The sequence below is a fragment of the Streptomyces nanshensis genome (assembly GCF_001751255.1).
Taxonomy (GTDB): Bacteria; Actinomycetota; Actinomycetes; order Streptomycetales; family Streptomycetaceae; genus Streptomyces; species Streptomyces nanshensis_A.
This window is the reverse complement of sequence record NZ_LJGW01000260.1, coordinates 1-17,102: the sequence shown is the minus strand read 5'-3', so window position 1 is coordinate 17,102 and position 17,102 is coordinate 1. Positions and strand designations below refer to the sequence as shown.

Sequence of the window (17,102 nt, the reverse complement as noted above, 5' to 3'; positions counted from 1 at the left end):
TGTCTCCGCCCCGCTCCGGCCCGGCCGCCGGCCCGCGCGCGGACGCGAGCCACAAGAAGAGGGGCGCACCGTGGCTTGGGCGCCGACTCCGCGGCTTTAGGCAGCCACCTTGGGCGAGGCTCTAAGATCAGGGGCTCACTTCGAGCCCTTGCGGGCAGGTCAGGAGACTGCCCGAGTCGCGGCAAGCTTACGAGCCCCTGATCTCTCGCCCCAAGGCAGCTCCAGCCCAAAGCCGCTCCACCGAATGTCTTCACGCCCCTGAGGCCCAGATCAGCGTTCTGACTTCTCAACCAACTCCGCGACGCCGAAGGCTTCTATTTCCAGCAACTGGTCAATTACATCCAAGACCTTCCTCCTCGTCGATCTTCTGAGAGCCTGAGCATAAGCCCGGATAAGAAGTTCACCGACATATCGAGCATCGGCCGCAGCACTGGTCCTGATATCTCCAGCATCCGCACCCTCAATCTCGATGAACCGCCGTGAGCACTCCAATACCAAGTCGTCCACACGATCAGGCGCTTGCTGCAAGGTAATAAACAACTGAGGCAGCGATGCCGTGAACGACGCCGAGGAGATCAAACGAGTCAAGGAGTGTTTGACGGATCGAAGGTGCTTGCCACGTAGGGCGCCAGCAACCTCACCCACTGCCTTCTGCACCGACGCGTCTGGGTCATCCATGAACGACTCGAACGCTTGACGGGCAAACGCTGCATCCTCCGTATTGGGGAGCATATGTGCACATAGTCGTGCAGCGCCCTCACGCCGGGCTGGATCGCTGGATGAGACCACGAAATCAAGCAGATCTTTCATCCCCCACTGCAATCCAGCGAAGGCCGAGAGGTGCCCAGCAGCCTTTCGAACTTCACGAACCGAGGAATGAAGGTTCTGCTCAATCACCGGTCTTGCTAGCTCTGGACTTTCATATCCAAGCTGCATGATCAAACGAATAACCGTGCCAGTTGCAAAAAGACGGTCATCGTCTGTCGCCACAAGATGCGAAAACGCATCGAGCGCAGGCCCTCGCGCGTGCCGCATAGAAGCCTGAATCAGGTGGGCAGCACACGATCGAACTCCGAGAGAAGAGTCCGCGGCCATTTCGCTGAGTATCGGTACAACCAGCGAAGTTCGACTCCCATCAGAATCATAAAGGAGCAGATCCCCCAAGGTTTCCACTAACGCACCGCGAGCCGAATTGATTCCCGTAAAGTGCACGTCCCGGCCAATATTATCTTCTCCATCCGATGACCACGCGCGATCGCTGATGGGAGGTTCCGTTGAGCGCCTAGCATGATCGACTAGAATTTCTACGACATCCAGAGGAACTGATTTGTAGTAGGGGCGAAGAGCGAATCCAAACCAGCGCCCCGTGTCACCGTGCCCGAGAGTCGCAATGTGGCGCACAGAATCGAATACTGGCGAAGGGTCATCGAGCACTTCCCCTGACCCCAGAGCCGTAAGAATCGCTGTCACATATGACATGTGCGTGGTACTACTCAGGCGGAGAGACAACCGTGCAAACCGGGCAGGGTCACGCTCTGCTTCCTGTTGCAGCACACTAGAGAGCTCGTGGGCGCCACCTGTAAATTCCCGCCAGTTCGTTTTGTCTATGTCATGCTTTGTGATAGCGCGCAACCAGTGATCATCGGACATTTGTTTAGCAGAATCTGCAGGAATCGGAGAGGCGATAGCACCACCCACGATTCCTTCAGGCTCATGCGGTTGCTCACTACCCGCGGCTCTCCGCAACTCACCCAACCGTCGTTTAGCGACGACTGAAAGGCGTGACTCATCCATCCCGGACAGAAGATTGAACATGTACCAGCCCGGTCGACGGCTCTCCCACGGAAAACGAACGGCGAGGATCGCCGCTTCCAGTTTCTCGAACGAATCACTAGAGCAGAACGGGGTGACGGCTTGAATCAGTTGACGCGCAGCCCAAACAGAATTGGATGTATATCCACTCAAGAAACGATGAGGCCCTTCCAGCAAGAGCTCCACTGCCCATTCTGCGTACTTCTGACCTTCCACACGAAGAGCTTCGTACAACAGCCATTGTGCCGATTCGTAGGGACTTGTTGCAAGCTTATCCAGAGCAGGTTGTGCCTCAGGGGAGCTGTGCTTCACGAGATACCGAATGGAGTAGGCAATTCCACTGAAAATGACCTCGTCCAGATGGTGCATGCTGAACTCGGGGTAGCGATTCGAAAAATGTCGGTCGAGAATCGGCAGGTCCTCTTCACGGTAAGCAGTTTCTTCCATCACGTCGAGTACATACGGCAGGAGAAGGGTGCAGAATGACTCCGGAGCTCCCTCTGCCGCGACCCGTGCCATCTCGCTTGCGCTATGATCCCGGCTTTGAAGTGCAGCAATCTTGTCGTTCGACGCCAACGCCATGGAATCAGGACGATCGATGAGATACGCGGCTAGCAATTCCGCTGCCCAGACAGGTTGATGGTGAGCGAGACCATGGGCCGACAACCACAGTTCGCCGCGAACGTCATCGTTGTATTCACCAGTACGAATAGCAGCTAGAAGCAGTTCAAAAAGTGCGCGGCTCGCATGCAGATCAGCAAAACGGACAATCCATCGAAGCCAGTTCGCGAAGCTGCTCTCAGTCCTGTGATGCCGGAGAATTTCAGCCAATCGATCGGGGCTTGACGATGTAGCTCCTGCCATTATCTCTACTGCCCTGTGCTTCTCGACGTCGCTACTTCCTGATAGCCACTCCTCGACAATGCCTGCCCTATCAAGGCATTCAAACCACGGCCCTGTGCGAAGAGAGCGCCAGAGTCTTTGCTCGAACGAGGGGTGGGTTTCTAGCACAGCAGCAATCATTTCCCACTCACGTGCCGTCGGCAGAGTAAGTGCGTGCAGCAGGCTAAGGATCATATCCTTGACATGAAAGCGCACATTCGGGCTTGTGAGAGTTTCCTCCACCTCCTCTGAAAATCGATCGGGTTCCAGTTCCCGCAAGTGGCTCAAGATTTGGCGCACTTGGGCGCGCCGAAAGAGTTCTTGTTCTCCAGATGTCAGGAATTCTTCAAGAGATTGGTTGCGATCGACCCACCCTCTTGCGAAGGTGTAGTCGAAAAACGACTCATGAAAAAATGCAATTTCCTGTCCATCTCGCACCAACACGCGCTCCGACACAAGTACGTCAGCGTCTACACTTAGATCCAACCTATCAAGGACCGTGATAGGAACGGATAGTCGCTGGCGGTCACTAATTGCCTCTGCGATTGTTGAGACAACTTTGTGGAAGCGAACCGTTTCGCGCCTTTGAACGCAGTCCCTTAGCTTGCGCTGCCAGAAAGCGTCAAAAAGATTTTGAGGCGTCTGGAATTCTAGTAGCCCTGGATCATCAGCAAAACCTCTAAGGAGCACCAGGTGGAGGGGTGATCGAAGCAACTTCCTCTGTCGACCACTTAAAGTCGCAACGTCGAGGCCCATAGCCGCCAACGCCTCGTCGACTTCGGATTCTGTGAGTTCTTGCACTTCGACGTTTTCACATCGCTCCGCATCAACCAGCATGCGAATCCGATGATCGTTTTCTACATCAAACTTTCTGCAAGCCAGTAATACCTGCATCCTCGGAAATGCCGATGCTTCACGTACTAGATCAGCGACTGCATCGAAGTTTCTAGGCATGCGTCCCGATACAAGGCTTACGGCATCGAGTTGATCGATAATTAGAACAGACGATTGTTCGTGGGCAACGGTGGCGAGAGCTGCTACGGGCGACATGTCCAATCCGACGCGGCTGCCCAATTCACGTGTCGTCGTGAAAGGCTCAAGTCGATCCAACCGAAACCCCAGTACCGGAATTTCTTGTTCACGTAGTCTCTGAATGACTTGGTGGAGAGTAGCGCTCTTACCGCATCCTGCAGCACCCATTAGGAGAGTGAGCTTCTCAGACTCAGCCCCGACAAGATCGATTACCTTGTCCGCCTCGGAACGTTTGATAACGGGGTGCAGGAGCTCCCGCTCGATACTATCAGCCCATGTCGCAGTTGCAGCTTTAACCTTTCCTAGAACCGATCTGTCGGAGAAGGTTGGCGAGCGCTGGAGGTCATACTGCTCAAGACGAGAATGGATGGCTGTCTCATCAAGAGTGGAGCCTAGACTATTGTCAATAAGGTCACCCAGACCAGCAGCGGCGAGGCGACCAGATGCTCCACTTAAGAGAATCTCTGCGAGTACCGAATTTACGCGGACGAGTTCGTTTTCGTCATGACATGAGGTCCACAGTCCACGTAGCACACTCCATGCTACGTGCGCCGAGCCATAGACTACTGAAGATGATAGTTCATCGAACGTGACCTTAAGATCCCGCGTCAGTCGATCGCTGATGAACTCCGCAAGACTGTCTGCACTTCTCGCTCTGTCGGTAAGCTCTTGGATGGAACGGGTGGATACAACCGAAACGAAGTGGAATTCGCGGCCCCGATCAATGTGATACTTGGCATTCTCCCAAATTCCTAGCTTTTTGAGAGATTTTACATTCCAGCTGTTGGCGTTCCCGTTTTGCCGTTTGACCTGATGCACTTCGACAGTGTTGCCACGGCGATAAGTAAACTCGGCGCCTTTGCCTAGTTCATCGATGTCTTCTACTTTGACGGAATCCCCGTATCCGAGTAGCACGTACAATAAATGTCGTACCGTCCAGACGCCCTCATAGCGGTTGCCAAACTTGTCAGCTTCTCCTCCAGCTCGTGGGCTCAATCGTTCTTTCCTTTCGGGATTTCATCCAACAGTTTTGAATTAGTGCGTTAGGCGAGCGAGAAGAACTTCGTTTAGAATTGAGTCGATTCATCACCATGGCTTTCGAATGTGGACAAGCCCCATGGGAGGTGGATCTTTCCAATAGGAAGGCGGGAAAGCGTGAGGAGTAGGTCCTCACGGCAAAATTCAAGTCCAGCCACGAGAAGTATTCGCGCATGCTTGTCAAGCGCTTCGATCAGGGCCTCCGGGAGGCCGGCCGCGCGGGGGACCGCCCAGGCATCGGCTGGGAGGATTCGGTCGAGTTCGGCCTCTGCGACGGGCTGCTGCACATGCACCGCGATTGGTTTGAATGCCTTCAACGGCCCTCTTAGAGACCGCTCGGCCCGTCTAATGATCCGGCCTCCGGCGAGTTCAAGCGCACTCAGCACAGCTAGCTCTGCCACTGCTGCAACGAGAGTAAGACGATCCCTAGGTTGCACAGCCCCCTCCTCAGCCGGGTGGACCTTGTGATCTTGGAGCACAGCCCGGAGCTCTTCAAAGACACCAATTGCGACATTCTAGTCGAAGTGAATGTGCTGCGGACGTAGTCGATGAGGCGACTACCGGGCTCTGTCCCCGACAGCCGATGCCACCTGCGGAGTTGAGTACGGGAAGGGCACTAAGGTCAGTGAGGAGCCGGAACCGGGAGCGGGACACCTTCGCCGACAGCATCGAGCTTGCCGTCCCCAAGGCTGCGGCAGGACAGCTACTTTTCGCACCCGGGCCGTCTCTGGGCCGTGCAAGGTTGGCCACCGCTGACAGACGATGCCGGATGGTGACCGGCCCCACCCCGCTCCGGCGCAGGCCACCTCCACCCGTCTGCGACACTGGTACGGCTATGCCGAAGCCCGGAGAACTCACCAGGGCGCCGGCATGCGAGCCCTCTGCATTGGAACGCTGTGCGGGATTGGCGAAGCCGCCGCCCAAGCAGACGGCGGCTCTCTCACCCTTCTTCAGAAACCAGTGCTCCTACGCTCGTGGGGCGGCTCAGCACATCTTGTAGTCGGCACGGGTGGAGTTGTAGGAGCAGGAGTCCCGCAGAGCGCCGGTGGGCTTGTACATGCTGGCCTTGTCCTTGTCGTTGTTCCACACGTACGCGGAACGGCCCATGTAGAGGTGGCCAGCGGACTTGGTGCCCTTGCCTGTGTGGACCTTCAAGGTCTTGCCCGCACTGATCCGATAGGAGGGGAAGACGTACGCGTGCCCGCTCGAGTCCTTCAGCTTGTGACCCTGCATCTGGAACGCTGAACCAGTGCTGTTCTTGATCTGCACGTACTCGGCGTTCAGGCTGCTGCTGCCGCCCCGGTCACTGCCGGGGCTGTCGTAGTACACCTTGTAGATGTGGACCGTGCCGGCGGCTTGGGCCTGTGAAGGGGCGAGGGCAAGCCCGGCCAGGCAGGCCATGGCGGCGGTGGCGGCAGCGGTGCGGATCTTGGGCATGTGCGTCCTTGATGTTCGGGCCGAACTCCCCCACAGGGTCCGATAGATGCCTAACAATAAGGTCAACTCGGGTGTACGGAACTCCAGTTACAAAACCGGTACAAACAGCCCGGCTGCACAATCCGGCACACTGAGCCCATCTCTCGCATGGACCTCACTGGCTTCACTCGTCGTGATCAGTTCATGACTGCTTGTCAGTGCCCGCTGCTTTCATAGCAGTTCGGCATCAAGTCACGGAGGAGAGGCAGCCATGCCATACATCGAGGACTATGTGAGGGCAGACGGAACCCGCGTTCGCGGGCACTATCGGTGGGCAGCGGGAGCGCGTCACGAGATGGCGTTATTTGCCGTGGCGGCTATGACGATCATCGGCATAGGCAACGGCGCCACCAGCACGGCAGCTGACAGCCAGCAGCCGCAGCGGCCCGAGAAGACAGCGACCTATCCGATCAGGTTCAGTGACAGCGGTCAGGCAGTGAAGCCGCAGTCTCAGAAGCCGGCGACCTACCCGATCCGTTTCCCAAAGGCGGAACGGAAGCCTGCCACGCAGCGATCCGTGTCGTACCCGATCCACTTCCAGACCATCGGCAGCGGGCGATGAGCCGCCGCCGGCCACCGCAACGGCGCCGCATCCGGCGTAGGAGCAGGCGGCAACAGAGGGCCGAGGCACAGGTGATCGCCTTTGGCGTGGCGGCTGTCGCGGCCATCACGCTGTTCGTCGCGGTGGTCAACTGGATCCGTGAGCATCCCTGGATGCTCCTGGTGGCCATCGTCGTCGGCGCGGCAGTGCTCGGCGGTTGGCATCACCAGCGGCAGCAGAAGGCACAGTGGGAGCAGGTTCGAGCCCGCGGCCTCCGGTACGCGATCAGCCATCTGGACTCGCTGCATCACCGGGAGTTCGAGCATGCCATACGGGACCTGATGAAACGGGACGGCTGCACTGACGCAGTGCAGGTCGGTGGTGCGGGCGACAACGGCGCAGACGTGAAGGCCACTGACCCCTTCGGTCGCCGCTGGGTGATTCAAGCGAAGCACCGTCGGAAGGGCTGGGCCGGCTCCCCGATCGGAACCCCCGACCTGCATGTACTGAACGGCACTGCCCGTCAACTCCACGGCGCGGACGTCGTAGTACTGGTCACGAACGGCCGGTTCACCTCCGGCTGTCCCCCACTGGCCAAGTCTCAACGGCTGCACCTGGTCGACCGCAACGTGCTCGGTGAGTGGGCTGCAAGCGGACGACCGCTGTGGGACCTTCTGCGAGCAGTGCCACCTCCGGGCAGGTCAACCACATTGCGTTAGCGTCACCAGTGTTGTGCGATTCGACATTGTGCTTTCTCTCGGCCCGCACGCCTAGTTGCAGCCTGATCGACGCACCTGGCGAGAAGTTCACGGCGGAGGCCAACGGGCCGTTGTCCAAGCGACTGCGGCCCCCATGGGACCCCAGAGGCCAGTTCGAGCCACACCAGCCGAGGACGGTTGCGACCCCTCTGGGTGCACACGGTCTGCAGCCACGGACGCCTCGTCATCACCGGCCAGTAGCCGCACAAACCCAGCCCAGTCCGTGGTCCACCGCGTCCTAGCGGCTCGCACCGCCAGGATCCAACAGTGCGGCAGGATGCTGCTGTGCACTGGATACCGACCGTTGACACCAAGATCAATGTCTGGATGATCGCCGCGGCGTTGGGCGCCTACGTCGCCCTCTACAACACGCTGCGCGGATGGTGGCGCAGCACAATCGGCAAGCGAGCGCTGTTCGTCAGGAACTACCGAAAGTTGGCTCCGCATGTCCGGCACGAGTACGTCAAGGAGCTGTTCGGCGAGTCTGCCTGGCAGTACAAGCGGAGCGTCGAGCAGTTCGTCGACGCCCCGGAGCTCGAGGGCGCAGGAATCAGCATCGCCGAGCAGGAGATGACCGTCCGCACCTGGCCGCTGGGCAGGATGGCTTACCTAACCACATGGTGCACAGAGGACGACGAGGTCGCGCTGTACAGCCTCACAACCCGCAGCAGGATCTTCCGTCCGGCCATCCGAATCGGCACCGAGCACGTCATCCGCCTGGGCCGGTCGCGCCTCTCCTCCCTACCTCACTCCGAGGTAGACGGCCCTCCCCTCTGGGCCGTCGGTGCCCAGCAGTACTCCTACTCCGAGTCTCACTACTTCGGCCGCCCTGGCGGCTACCGGACCTGGGTAGTGGGAGTCTCCGATGCCGGACACCCCTCCACTGCACCCGTCGGTCTTGGCGCCAACTCGGTGGAGAGCGAGGAACCTTCCCAGATCGAGTGCTACCGAGCGCTGGCCCGGATCAACTCCGTCCTCATCGCGGGCGGGAGCGCCCTCCGCCTCGAATCCATCCTCCCTTCGGCTGTAGGCCCGGAGATCGGTCGCGTCATCCTCGTCGAGCCCGAATACGGCCTGCGGGCGCGCCTCACTCGGCTGCGCTGGAACGCCCGATTCGCCGAAGCGCGCCTGCGCGAGCCAAAAAGCAGCGCAGAGTGATGGTCGGCCCGGCCGAATCCTGGGCAATGCGTGCTGGCACGATGGGGAGATGGTTCGCAGGCCGTACCCTACGTATCGTGACCAGACTTACCCCCCAACAGCAGCAGTATGGAGGGCGCTGCGGGAACTTCGTGCTGCCCCGCCCGGCGATGCGAGTAGTAGCAGTTGGCGCCACAGGCTTTTCAGCGCATCGCTGGAGCAGTCGGAACAACTATTCACCGCAGCTGCCACAGTGGGGCCAGCTTCTAGGCCTCTCGTGCTCTTCTACGGGCTGAGCCAGGCAGGTAGAGCCATCGCGGCGTGCGCCCCAGTCCCCAACGACAAGTGTCGCCTGAACGGTCATGGCATATCTGCCACTCAATTGGATCAGTCAGACGTGGGCTCGGTAATCGTGAAGGACAAAGGGAAAGCGGGAGCCGAGTCGTTCACCCAGGTCGCGGAGATACTCGGATCGCGATCTCTGCCTGACGAAGCACGCCTGGCGGACGTATGGGCAGCGATCTTGGAAGTCAGCCTCTGGCCCTTGCAGTCGACAACCCATCCGCAGCTTGCAATCAACCGTGAGACTTACCAGGTCGACGCCAGCACCCTGCAGGCCATGGTCTCCGGTTTGCCCGGCGATCTTCAAAACCACGAGGACCCTACGGACCGCGAACAGGCCCTGAGCGCGTGGCTTTCTGACTATCCGGCGTTGAAGGGTTACCGCTTCCGGTCGACTGGCGCCATCCCCGATAGCGGGCCAGAGAGCTGGAATGAGCGGCAAGGCACCATCGGCTGTCGGCTCATTTGGGATGTTGGACATGGCGAGGACGTCGCGGAACGCAAGTTTGACGAAATTGCCCCATGGAAGGGGCGCAGCCTGACGGACTCCGAACGGGCGATCCACGCAAGACTCGGCGGTGACGACCGTCAGCTTCACCCCTTGCTGGCCTGGTGGGCGGTACTCTTCGCCCTTTCGATGCTCGCTCGCTATCAACCGGGGCAGTGGACGATGCAAATTGATGTGAATCGGAGCAAAGACTCTGTAGCGATCGAATACCTCCTGGACAGTGCTCTCGCCACCGTGCCGGAGCTGATCCTTGCTGCTATCGACGAGGTGACGGCCTGACAACCCAATAGCTCCGCCGCCCCCACCGCTAGTACTCCAGCAGCGGTTCGTTACCTGGCCTGGTCAGATAGTGAACCGCTGCTGGACTACTAGCCCCGGGGTCAGCCGTCGTTCGAGCTGCGGCGCTGGGGCGCCGGTCTCGACGAACGGCAGGCCCCACGACGCAGCAGCGTCAATCGCAGATCGTATGTGGCGGGTTCTCGTTGGCACTTGTCGCCTCGTTCGCCAGGGCGAGTGACATCAAGGCACAGCATGCCGCAGACATGAAGAGGCCCCGTACACCGGTCGTTGGCAAGAACGGGCCGGGCCGAGTGTAGGGGGCGGTTTTCGGGGCGGTCACCCTGCGGGAGCGTCGGGCGGGAAACTGCTCGGCGGACGGGCGACGTTACGAGCCATTTCGATGGACAGGCCGGCCATCAGGGCGCGGGTCAGCAATTCCGCTGCTGCCGGGCGAACTTCACCGAGGCAGACGATTCCGTCGCCGCGCACATTGACGTCTGCTCGTAGGCCCGGCACATCGGTTTCCAGACCCAGAGCTCGAAGGGCTTCAGCCAACGCGTCAGCACCGCGACGGCCTTCCATCCAGCCGCGTACGTAGGGCACATCCGATTGCAAGTCGTCAGCGCTCGGGGCGCACACGTCTCGCCTGCCTGTCATTCCGTTCACCTCGTTCACCGCTCGCATCGTTCCTACGGCCCCTCAGTGGTGCGCACGTCGCTTGAGCACTCCAGAGCCAGCCGAAGCAGCTCTGCGAGACGTTCTGCGGTCTGGGGCGCGATGCGGCCGAGCTCGATCATTCCGTGCCCGAAAGCGTTCAAGTCGGCGCGCAGGTAGGGGAAGTCGCGTTCCATGCCGGCTGCAATGAGGACGTCACGCAGTGCCGCCATCGCATGACGCGCGGCGTACCATTCACTGCTGTCCAGCGGTGACCAGTTCGCGTCGTCCGGGAAGCCCTGCTCAGAGTTCATGAGCTGCCTCCGGCGACACGAGGTCCAGTTGCGCTTGCGGGTCGACGGGCATCGCTTCAAGGTCTACGCGCTCGCGCTCGTACTGCTCGGCGCGGTCGAGCAGAGCGGATGTAGCCACGAGCATCGCCGCAAGTGCCGCGACTCGCGCGGGTGTAGCTTCCGGTCGACGCGCCGGAGCACGAAGCCAGGCGTGCCGGTCGGTGCTGAGCGGCATGGGTCCAGGGGCGACGATCACCGAGCCTTCGTCCAAGTAGCGGTAAGAGAGGGCATCGCTCGTCTCGTTCACCACCATGCGAGCGAAGCGCTCACGCTGGCCGGACGGCAGGAAGAAGCCGATTCGCCGCGCTGAGCGGTCCATCATGACTGGACCCATGGGCATGTTGTGGCGCGTCAGCTGCTCGAAGGTCTCCAGTCCGACTCGCTGAGCGACCGAGACCACATCGAAGTAGCGGCCGGCCGACAGCGCGTACGGTGCACGCGGATCAGCGGCCCAGTGCTCACGGCACGCCTCAGGGTCGTCCGCGGAGGCGGACAGCCATTGGATGCCGCGCTTGCTCATCATCTGCACGTCGTCTCACCTCAGTTGGCGACGACCACGGGTTGGCCGCCGCACGACCACCTTCCGGTGGACGCCCATGAGCTGGGGAGATGACGAGAGGTGACGTGGGGTGACGCGCCCTGCAACAGCGCGTCCCGGCACGTCACTTCCCGATTGAGTGGCCGGTTGTGAACAAGGGGAAGACACCAGTGCGTGAGGTCTTTACCGTCAGACGGGTGAGTCATCAGGGCAGTACGGGGAGGCGGTTGCTACGGATCAGGACCAGCCCGCCCGGCTTGCCGTGAATGAACTGCGCATCGCCCGAAAGCAATTGGGCTGGGGCCAAGGGCGCCTCATCGCGGAGATGCGGCGAGCCGCCGCGCGTAAAGGTGACCAGCTACCGGGCGATGCGAGCGTGAAGCGCCGAATCGCCAGCTGGGAGAACGGGCACAGCGTCCCGGATGACTTCTACGGGCCCCTGGTGTGCGAGGCGTTGGGAAAGTCGCCAGTCGAGTTGGGGCTTGGACATCTACTCGCCCAGGACGCCCAGTTGTTGGACGTCCGCTATCCCCCGACCCCGGAGGATGCGTTCCGGTCAGTCGACCAGCTTTGGCGTGCTGATCTGCACGGGTACGAGCCGCTGCTTCTTTCGGAAGCGTCGCAGCCAGCTTGGAGCGAGGCTTCTCTTCGTTGGCTTGTGGCTCCCGAGCCTTCCTTTCCGACCTCGTCTCCGGAAGGGTCTCTACGAGTCGGGCTCGCCGATGTGGACGCGGTCAAGTCCACGAGCGACATGTTCGCGGATATGGACGACCGGTTCGGCGGAGATCACGGGCGGCAGGCAGTCATCCAGTACCTCAGCCGCGATGTGGCCCCGTTGCTCACAGGGCAGTACACGGAAGCGGTTGGCCGCGCGTTGTTCTCCACCGTCGCTGAGTCGACACTGCTGGCCGCCTGGATGTCGTACGACACCTGTCACCACGGATTGGCACAGCGGTACTTCCTCCAGGCGCTCAGGCTCGCGCAGGACGGGGATGACCGTCGACTTGCCGGGAGCATCCTTTCGGCGATGAGTCACCAGGCCACATTCATCGGCAACTTCGTCGAAGCCGCGACACTCGCGCGTGCAGCTCGCATGGGCATCGCTGGCGTGGCGACGCCGACGCTGATGGCCCAGTTCCACGCCATGGAGGCCCGAGCCCTCGCGCGCTCAGGTGATGCTCGTGGTTGTGAAACGGCTCTGGCCGAAGCAGCGAGGCTGCTGGAAAGCGTGAACAACGACGACGAGCCGGAGTGGATCACCTACTTTGACCAAGCCGAACTCGCGGCTGAAGCGGCCCACTGTTTCCGGGACATCGGGAAGGCGCAAAAGGCGGTCAGCCAAGCTGAGAACGCCATGAGCGGTAGCCACGTACGTAGCGACTTCTTTGCCACGATGGTTCTCGCGGATGCACACCTGGCAGCCGGAGAAGCGGAGGAGGCGTGCACCATCGCGTTGGACGCCCTCGACATGGGGACTCAGCTCAAGTCGAAGCGTTGCGCCGGCTACCTCGCCGAATTCCGCGAAAACCTCAAGCAGTTGGGCAACGCCGCGCCCGTCCGGGACTTCCATGAGCAGGCCGCGGAGCACCGTTTGTGGCAGGACGCCCGCGAAGTGAAACTCCCGTACTGAGACTGGCTCTCAGAACGGCTGCCAGTCCCGACGGCTTCCGCCCGTACGGATGTCATGCACGCGGCGTGCAAACTCCTCCGCTGAGCGCTCACTTGTGCTGACCTGTTGGCCGAGCCAGAGCGTCATCATGAATTCGCGGAGGTCGGCCAGGACCGGGTAGCCGGGCCAGTTCATGATGTCGAAGCCGTAGTGATGTACGAAGGACTCGTACTCGCTCCGAGTGTGCCAACCGAAGCGGTCGTAATAGAGCGCAGTGAGGATCAGGTCCCATTCACGTTGCGCGAGGCAGGCGCCGTCCAAGTCGATGAGGAGCGCGCGCCCGTCCTGGTCCCGCAGCGCGTTGCCGACATTGGCGTCTCCGTGAATCATCCCGAAGGGGAGCACGAAGTCCAGTTGGTCGTAGTCCTTGCGCAGCTTCTCTGCGCGCTCTTCCAAGAAGGTCCGGTCATCGTCGCCTACGCCGTCGAGCAAGCCCAGCCCGTGCCAGACCTTGGCGAAGGGATCGAAGTACGGCAGGCGCAGATCCTCCGGCTCCTCCAGCCAGTGCAACCAGCGGAGTAGGTCCCCGAGTTCGTCCAGACTCGCGTACTCCAGAGTGTCCTGAGCATTCTCCCAGTACGTCACGACACGGCCACCGATGAGCGCCGGCTGCTCGACCCCGGAGACGACGCGTGTGGCGGGAAAGCCTTCCCCTTCCAGCCAGCGCGCCACCCGTACAGCGTGCGTCATGCTTTCCATGCTGGCCGGATCGCGGGCGATGCGTACGACTACGGGGACGTGGGCCAGGCGATATACGGCGTTGGAGCCAAGGCGCAGCAACTCCGCCTCCGAGGACTCGAACCCGGCCACAGCGCAGGCTTCACGGAGGACGACCCCCGCGCTCTCCGCAGTGAACTCCCCCGCCCCGCTCTGGGACTCGCCTTCGCCTGAGACCATGCAGTCGACGCTACTTGCCTCAAGAGACGGGTGACAGGGCGCCCACGTCATAGGGACGTAATGATCTCGCCTACAGCAAGGCTCGGGCGCGGCTGCACCGCAGGTCAACGGCCATGTGCCCCCAACGGCTTCCCCGGCCTCCGGAAACGTAGCAGCGGCCGCCTTCGCCCGCCAACGCGTTTTTGCGGAGCATCCGTGGCGCCGTCGCAGCGGGCGTGCGTGCCAGGGCACGCGCACCGGACGGGACGTCGCGCCTAGGGTCTGTCTGACAAATCTCGTCTGGGCGGCGGCGCCTGGCACGCACGTTCGTTGCGTTGTCGATCGTCGGCGCAGCCCGCTGCGCTCTCCTCCTCCGCCTTGCGACCGCACGCACCAGACACCGCCGCCCACGCCAGACTGCGCACGACGCCCTTTGTCAGACAGACCCTAGCCGTCGACGTCGAGCGCCGTCCCGTACAACCGCCGTACCCGCAGCCGGATCACCACCCGGCGCTCCTCCACCAGCCGTTCCAGGAAGGCGCGTTCGTCCTCGGGCGCGGGCCGCATCGGCTCCGGAAGCATCGCGAGCACCTCCCGGCCGACGGCGTCGCCGGGCACGGCGGTGGCCTCGGAGACCTCCGCCTCGCCCTCCGCGACGGCGAAGGACCACACGTCGTCGCCCTGTACGTGCACGGCCGCGCGCGGATCGCGCCGCAGATGCCCGGCCTTCACGCGGTCGGCGGTGGTGAAGAAGCGCACGGTCCGGGTCTGCGGGTCCCAGCCGTGGACCATCGTCGTCAGATGCGGGTGCCCGTCGCGCCGGTTGGTGGCCAGGACGCTGAAGTGCCGGGCGCCCAGCAGCTCCGAGAGGGCTTCGTCGGTGAGGACGCGAGGTCCGGGAGGTCGGGTCATGACGTGGCAACCTCCGCGGCCCGCCGGTCATTCCGTACGGGTCCCGGAGCACTCCGTACGGAGTCCGGTCACTCCGTACGGGCCGTACGGGCTTCTCCGCCCCGGCGGGCGGCGAGGCGCTGGCGGGAGACCTCGTAGAGGACGGCGGTGGTGGCGCCGGCCGCGTTGAGGGAGCTGGCGGAGCCCGCCATCGGGATGCGCACCGTGTGGTCGCACAGCTCGCGCCAGGCGGCGCTCAGGCCCTTGGTCTCGTTCCCGACGAGCAGCAGTACGGGGCCCGTCAGGTCGAAGTCGAAGAGGTCGGTCTCGCCCTCCTCGTCCGTGCCTACGAGGGCGACCGGCGCTCCGCGCTCCCGGTGCCGCTCCAGCCAGGCGACGACCTCGCGGTGCGAGGGCACCCGCACCGTGGGCAGCGCGAAGAGCGAACCGGTGCTGGCCCGCACCGACTTGGGGTCGTAGACGTCGGCGGCGTGCCCGGTCACGATCACGCCGTCGGCGCCGAAGGCGTCCGCGGAGCGGATGACCGTGCCGATGTTCCCGGGGCCGGAGGGACGGTCGAAGAGCACCCCGAGGAAGGGGTCCGCAGGGGAGGCAGCGGTACGGGAGAGACCGGCAGGGGAGAGGGCGATGCGGGAGAGGTCGTCCTCCGGCATCTCGACCACCGCGACGAGTTCGGGCGCGGACTCGTCCTTGCCGCCGAGTTCGGCGAGGAGGGCGGGGTCCATGGCGACGCGTTCGGCGCGCACCTCGCGCAGGATCCCTTCCGCCCAGCGGGAGAGCGGACGCCGCGTGGTGTGGATCAACACCCGTACGGGCCAGCCGCGTTCGACGGCGACCGTCACGGGACGGACTCCCTGGACGAGGAACTCCCGTGCGCGCTGCCGCTTGTTGCGATTGGTCAGCAACGAACTCCACTGCTGGAAGCGGGAGTTGCGGGAGGTGACCTGCTGAACCACCGGACTTCCTCCTGCTCCTGACGCCGTGCCGCCGCGGCAGCCTACACGGCGCCGGGACGGTCACCGAATCTTCACAAGCACGGTTATGGCCCTGCCAAGTTACCGCTGCGTTAATTGACGTGGCTTCGACAAATGTGGCCTGCCTCACTCGTCGTAGCCACCAGAGTGCTGCCCGAACCCCCACAACCCCCCACACAGCACTCGTCATTCGCGCGTCATACGGCGAGTGAGGCGTCACGGCAACCCTCCCCTCACCCCCACGAGGAGACGGCAGTGAAACTGTCCTGGAAGCACCCTGCCACCCCCGCCCTCGCCGCCGCGGCGGCGATCGTCATGGCGACGCTCCCCCTCACCGCGGGCGCCTCGACAGCGGAGGCCTCACCGTCGGAGGCCGCCGCGTCCGGAAAGGACGCCCCGGCCTCCAAGGCCCCCGACTCCCGTGCACCGTCCGGTGTCTCGGCCCATGTGCCCGCCGCTCTCCGCGCCGCCGGACACGCGGCGCTCGACGACAAGTCCGCGTCCGCGGACGCGGAGGGCGGCTGGAACGACTACGACTGCAAGCCCTCGGAGGAACACCCGCGTCCCGTCGTGCTCGTGCACGGCACGGGAGGCAACGCCGTCGACAACTGGCTCGGTCTGGCGCCCTACTTGAAGGAGCGCGGCTACTGCGTCTTCTCCCTCGACTACGGCAAGTACAACGGCATTCCGCTGCTGTACGGCCTCGGTCCCATCGAGGACTCCGCCGGGGAGCTGGACACGTTCGTGGACAAGGTCCTGGACGCGACGGGCAAGGACAAGGTCGACATCGTCGGCCACTCGCAGGGCGGCATGATGCCCCGCTACTACATGAAGTTCCTCGACGGTGCGCAGAAGGTGAACGCCCTCGTCGGCATCGCGCCGAGCAACCACGGCACGACGCTGAGCGGACTGACCAAGCTCGTCGACCAGATCCCCGGTCTCGGGGACGCGGTGGAGGGGCTGGCCCCGTCGCTGATGCAGCAGAAGGAGGGCTCGGACTTCATCAAGCGCCTCAACGAGGGCGGCGACACCCTGCCCGGTGTGAAGTACACCGTCATCGCGACGAAGCACGACGAGGTCGTCACGCCCTACAAGTCGCAGTTCCTGGACGGCCCGGACGTGAAGAACGTCGTGCTCCAGGATCTGTGCCCGGCCGACATCTCCGAGCATCTGGCCGTCGGCCTCGCCGACAAGCTGGCCTTCCACGAGGCGGCCAACGCCCTCGACCCGGCCAACGCCGAGCCCACGACCTGCTCTTCCTGACCGGAGGAGCGCGCAGAACAACGCGGCGCCGGACCCCTCTCCCGTGCGAGAGGGGTCC

Annotated in this window: 14 protein-coding genes; 6 read left to right on the top strand and 8 right to left on the bottom strand. The window is 62.6% G+C overall.

Annotated elements, in window-relative coordinates:
* Window positions 1-270: 270 nt before the first annotated feature.
* Together AN218_RS15500 and AN218_RS15495 are read right to left on the bottom strand one after the other, a co-directional pair.
* The gene (locus tag AN218_RS15500; protein WP_070017474.1) at window positions 271-4,722 is read right to left on the bottom strand and encodes an NACHT domain-containing protein; all 4,452 of its coding nucleotides are present in this window, start codon (window positions 4,720-4,722) and stop codon (window positions 271-273) included.
* A 1,026-nt stretch (window positions 4,723-5,748) separates the two neighbouring features.
* The gene (locus AN218_RS15495) at window positions 5,749-6,201 is read right to left on the bottom strand and encodes a lamin tail domain-containing protein (protein ID WP_070017472.1); all 453 of its coding nucleotides are present in this window, start codon (window positions 6,199-6,201) and stop codon (window positions 5,749-5,751) included.
* A gap of 250 nt (window positions 6,202-6,451) precedes the next feature.
* Between AN218_RS15495 and AN218_RS15490 the strand changes: the two genes are divergently transcribed.
* From AN218_RS15490 to AN218_RS15475, 4 genes are all read left to right on the top strand, one after another.
* A complete protein-coding gene (locus tag AN218_RS15490; protein ID WP_070017471.1) occupies window positions 6,452-6,802 on the top strand; it encodes a hypothetical protein in 351 nt (116 codons plus the stop codon).
* The gene (locus AN218_RS15485; protein WP_070017470.1) at window positions 6,799-7,500 is read left to right on the top strand and encodes a restriction endonuclease; all 702 of its coding nucleotides are present in this window, start codon (window positions 6,799-6,801) and stop codon (window positions 7,498-7,500) included. The genes AN218_RS15490 and AN218_RS15485 overlap by 4 nt, the downstream gene beginning before the upstream one ends.
* A 324-nt stretch (window positions 7,501-7,824) precedes the next feature.
* Window positions 7,825-8,697, top strand: a complete 873-nt coding sequence (locus AN218_RS15480; RefSeq protein WP_070017469.1) for an ETEC_3214 domain-containing protein — start codon at window positions 7,825-7,827, stop codon at window positions 8,695-8,697.
* Between the two features lie 49 nt (window positions 8,698-8,746).
* Window positions 8,747-9,805 carry a YaaC family protein gene (locus AN218_RS15475; RefSeq protein WP_079100049.1) on the top strand — a complete coding sequence of 353 codons (1,059 nt, stop codon included), beginning with the start codon at window positions 8,747-8,749 and terminating at the stop codon, window positions 9,803-9,805.
* A 336-nt stretch (window positions 9,806-10,141) separates the two neighbouring features.
* Here AN218_RS15475 and AN218_RS34515 read toward each other — a convergent pair whose 3' ends face one another.
* Genes AN218_RS34515 through AN218_RS15465 form a run of 3 tightly spaced genes read right to left on the bottom strand, consistent with a single transcriptional unit; the run spans window position 10,142 to window position 11,335 of the window.
* Window positions 10,142-10,480 (bottom strand): hypothetical protein, encoded by a 339-nt coding sequence (locus AN218_RS34515; protein WP_338059619.1) that lies wholly within the window; start codon window positions 10,478-10,480, stop codon window positions 10,142-10,144.
* Between the two features lie 14 nt (window positions 10,481-10,494).
* Entirely contained in the window at window positions 10,495-10,773 is a 279-nt protein-coding gene (locus tag AN218_RS15470) for a hypothetical protein (protein ID WP_070017468.1), read from the bottom strand.
* Window positions 10,763-11,335 carry a bifunctional DNA primase/polymerase gene (locus AN218_RS15465; protein WP_079132201.1) on the bottom strand — a complete coding sequence of 191 codons (573 nt, stop codon included), beginning with the start codon at window positions 11,333-11,335 and terminating at the stop codon, window positions 10,763-10,765. Before AN218_RS15465 ends, AN218_RS15470 begins: the two co-directional genes overlap by 11 nt.
* 391 nt (window positions 11,336-11,726) lie before the next feature.
* Between AN218_RS15465 and AN218_RS15460 the strand changes: the two genes are divergently transcribed.
* Entirely contained in the window at window positions 11,727-12,980 is a 1,254-nt protein-coding gene (locus tag AN218_RS15460; RefSeq protein WP_171908689.1) for an NsdA family TPR-like regulatory protein, read from the top strand.
* A gap of 9 nt (window positions 12,981-12,989) precedes the next feature.
* Here the strand turns inward: AN218_RS15460 and AN218_RS15455 are convergent, their stop codons facing one another.
* From AN218_RS15455 to AN218_RS15445, 3 genes are all read right to left on the bottom strand, one after another.
* Window positions 12,990-13,916 carry a phosphotransferase family protein gene (locus AN218_RS15455; RefSeq protein WP_070017465.1) on the bottom strand — a complete coding sequence of 309 codons (927 nt, stop codon included), beginning with the start codon at window positions 13,914-13,916 and terminating at the stop codon, window positions 12,990-12,992.
* 426 nt (window positions 13,917-14,342) lie between these two features.
* A complete protein-coding gene (locus tag AN218_RS15450; protein ID WP_070017464.1) occupies window positions 14,343-14,807 on the bottom strand; it encodes a pyridoxamine 5'-phosphate oxidase family protein in 465 nt (154 codons plus the stop codon).
* Between the two features lie 68 nt (window positions 14,808-14,875).
* Entirely contained in the window at window positions 14,876-15,763 is an 888-nt protein-coding gene (locus AN218_RS15445) for an RNA methyltransferase (RefSeq protein WP_070017463.1), read from the bottom strand.
* Window positions 15,764-16,036: 273 nt separating this feature from the next.
* Here AN218_RS15445 and AN218_RS15440 point away from each other — a divergent pair, with 273 nt between their 5' ends.
* Window positions 16,037-17,044 (top strand): esterase/lipase family protein, encoded by a 1,008-nt coding sequence (locus AN218_RS15440; protein ID WP_244900465.1) that lies wholly within the window; start codon window positions 16,037-16,039, stop codon window positions 17,042-17,044.
* Window positions 17,045-17,102: the final 58 nt, after the last annotated feature.

Coding starts and splice junctions, on each gene's coding strand:
- AN218_RS15495 (WP_070017472.1), bottom strand. CDS start 6,201: ATGCCCAAGATCCGCACCGCTGCCGCCACCGCCGCCATGGCCTGCCTG.
- AN218_RS15490 (WP_070017471.1), top strand. CDS start 6,452: ATGCCATACATCGAGGACTATGTGAGGGCAGACGGAACCCGCGTTCGC.
- AN218_RS15485 (WP_070017470.1), top strand. CDS start 6,799: ATGAGCCGCCGCCGGCCACCGCAACGGCGCCGCATCCGGCGTAGGAGC.
- AN218_RS15475 (WP_079100049.1), top strand. CDS start 8,747: ATGGTTCGCAGGCCGTACCCTACGTATCGTGACCAGACTTACCCCCCA.
- AN218_RS15470 (WP_070017468.1), bottom strand. CDS start 10,773: ATGAACTCTGAGCAGGGCTTCCCGGACGACGCGAACTGGTCACCGCTG.
- AN218_RS15465 (WP_079132201.1), bottom strand. CDS start 11,335: ATGATGAGCAAGCGCGGCATCCAATGGCTGTCCGCCTCCGCGGACGAC.
- AN218_RS15455 (WP_070017465.1), bottom strand. CDS start 13,916: ATGGTCTCAGGCGAAGGCGAGTCCCAGAGCGGGGCGGGGGAGTTCACT.
- AN218_RS15450 (WP_070017464.1), bottom strand. CDS start 14,807: ATGACCCGACCTCCCGGACCTCGCGTCCTCACCGACGAAGCCCTCTCG.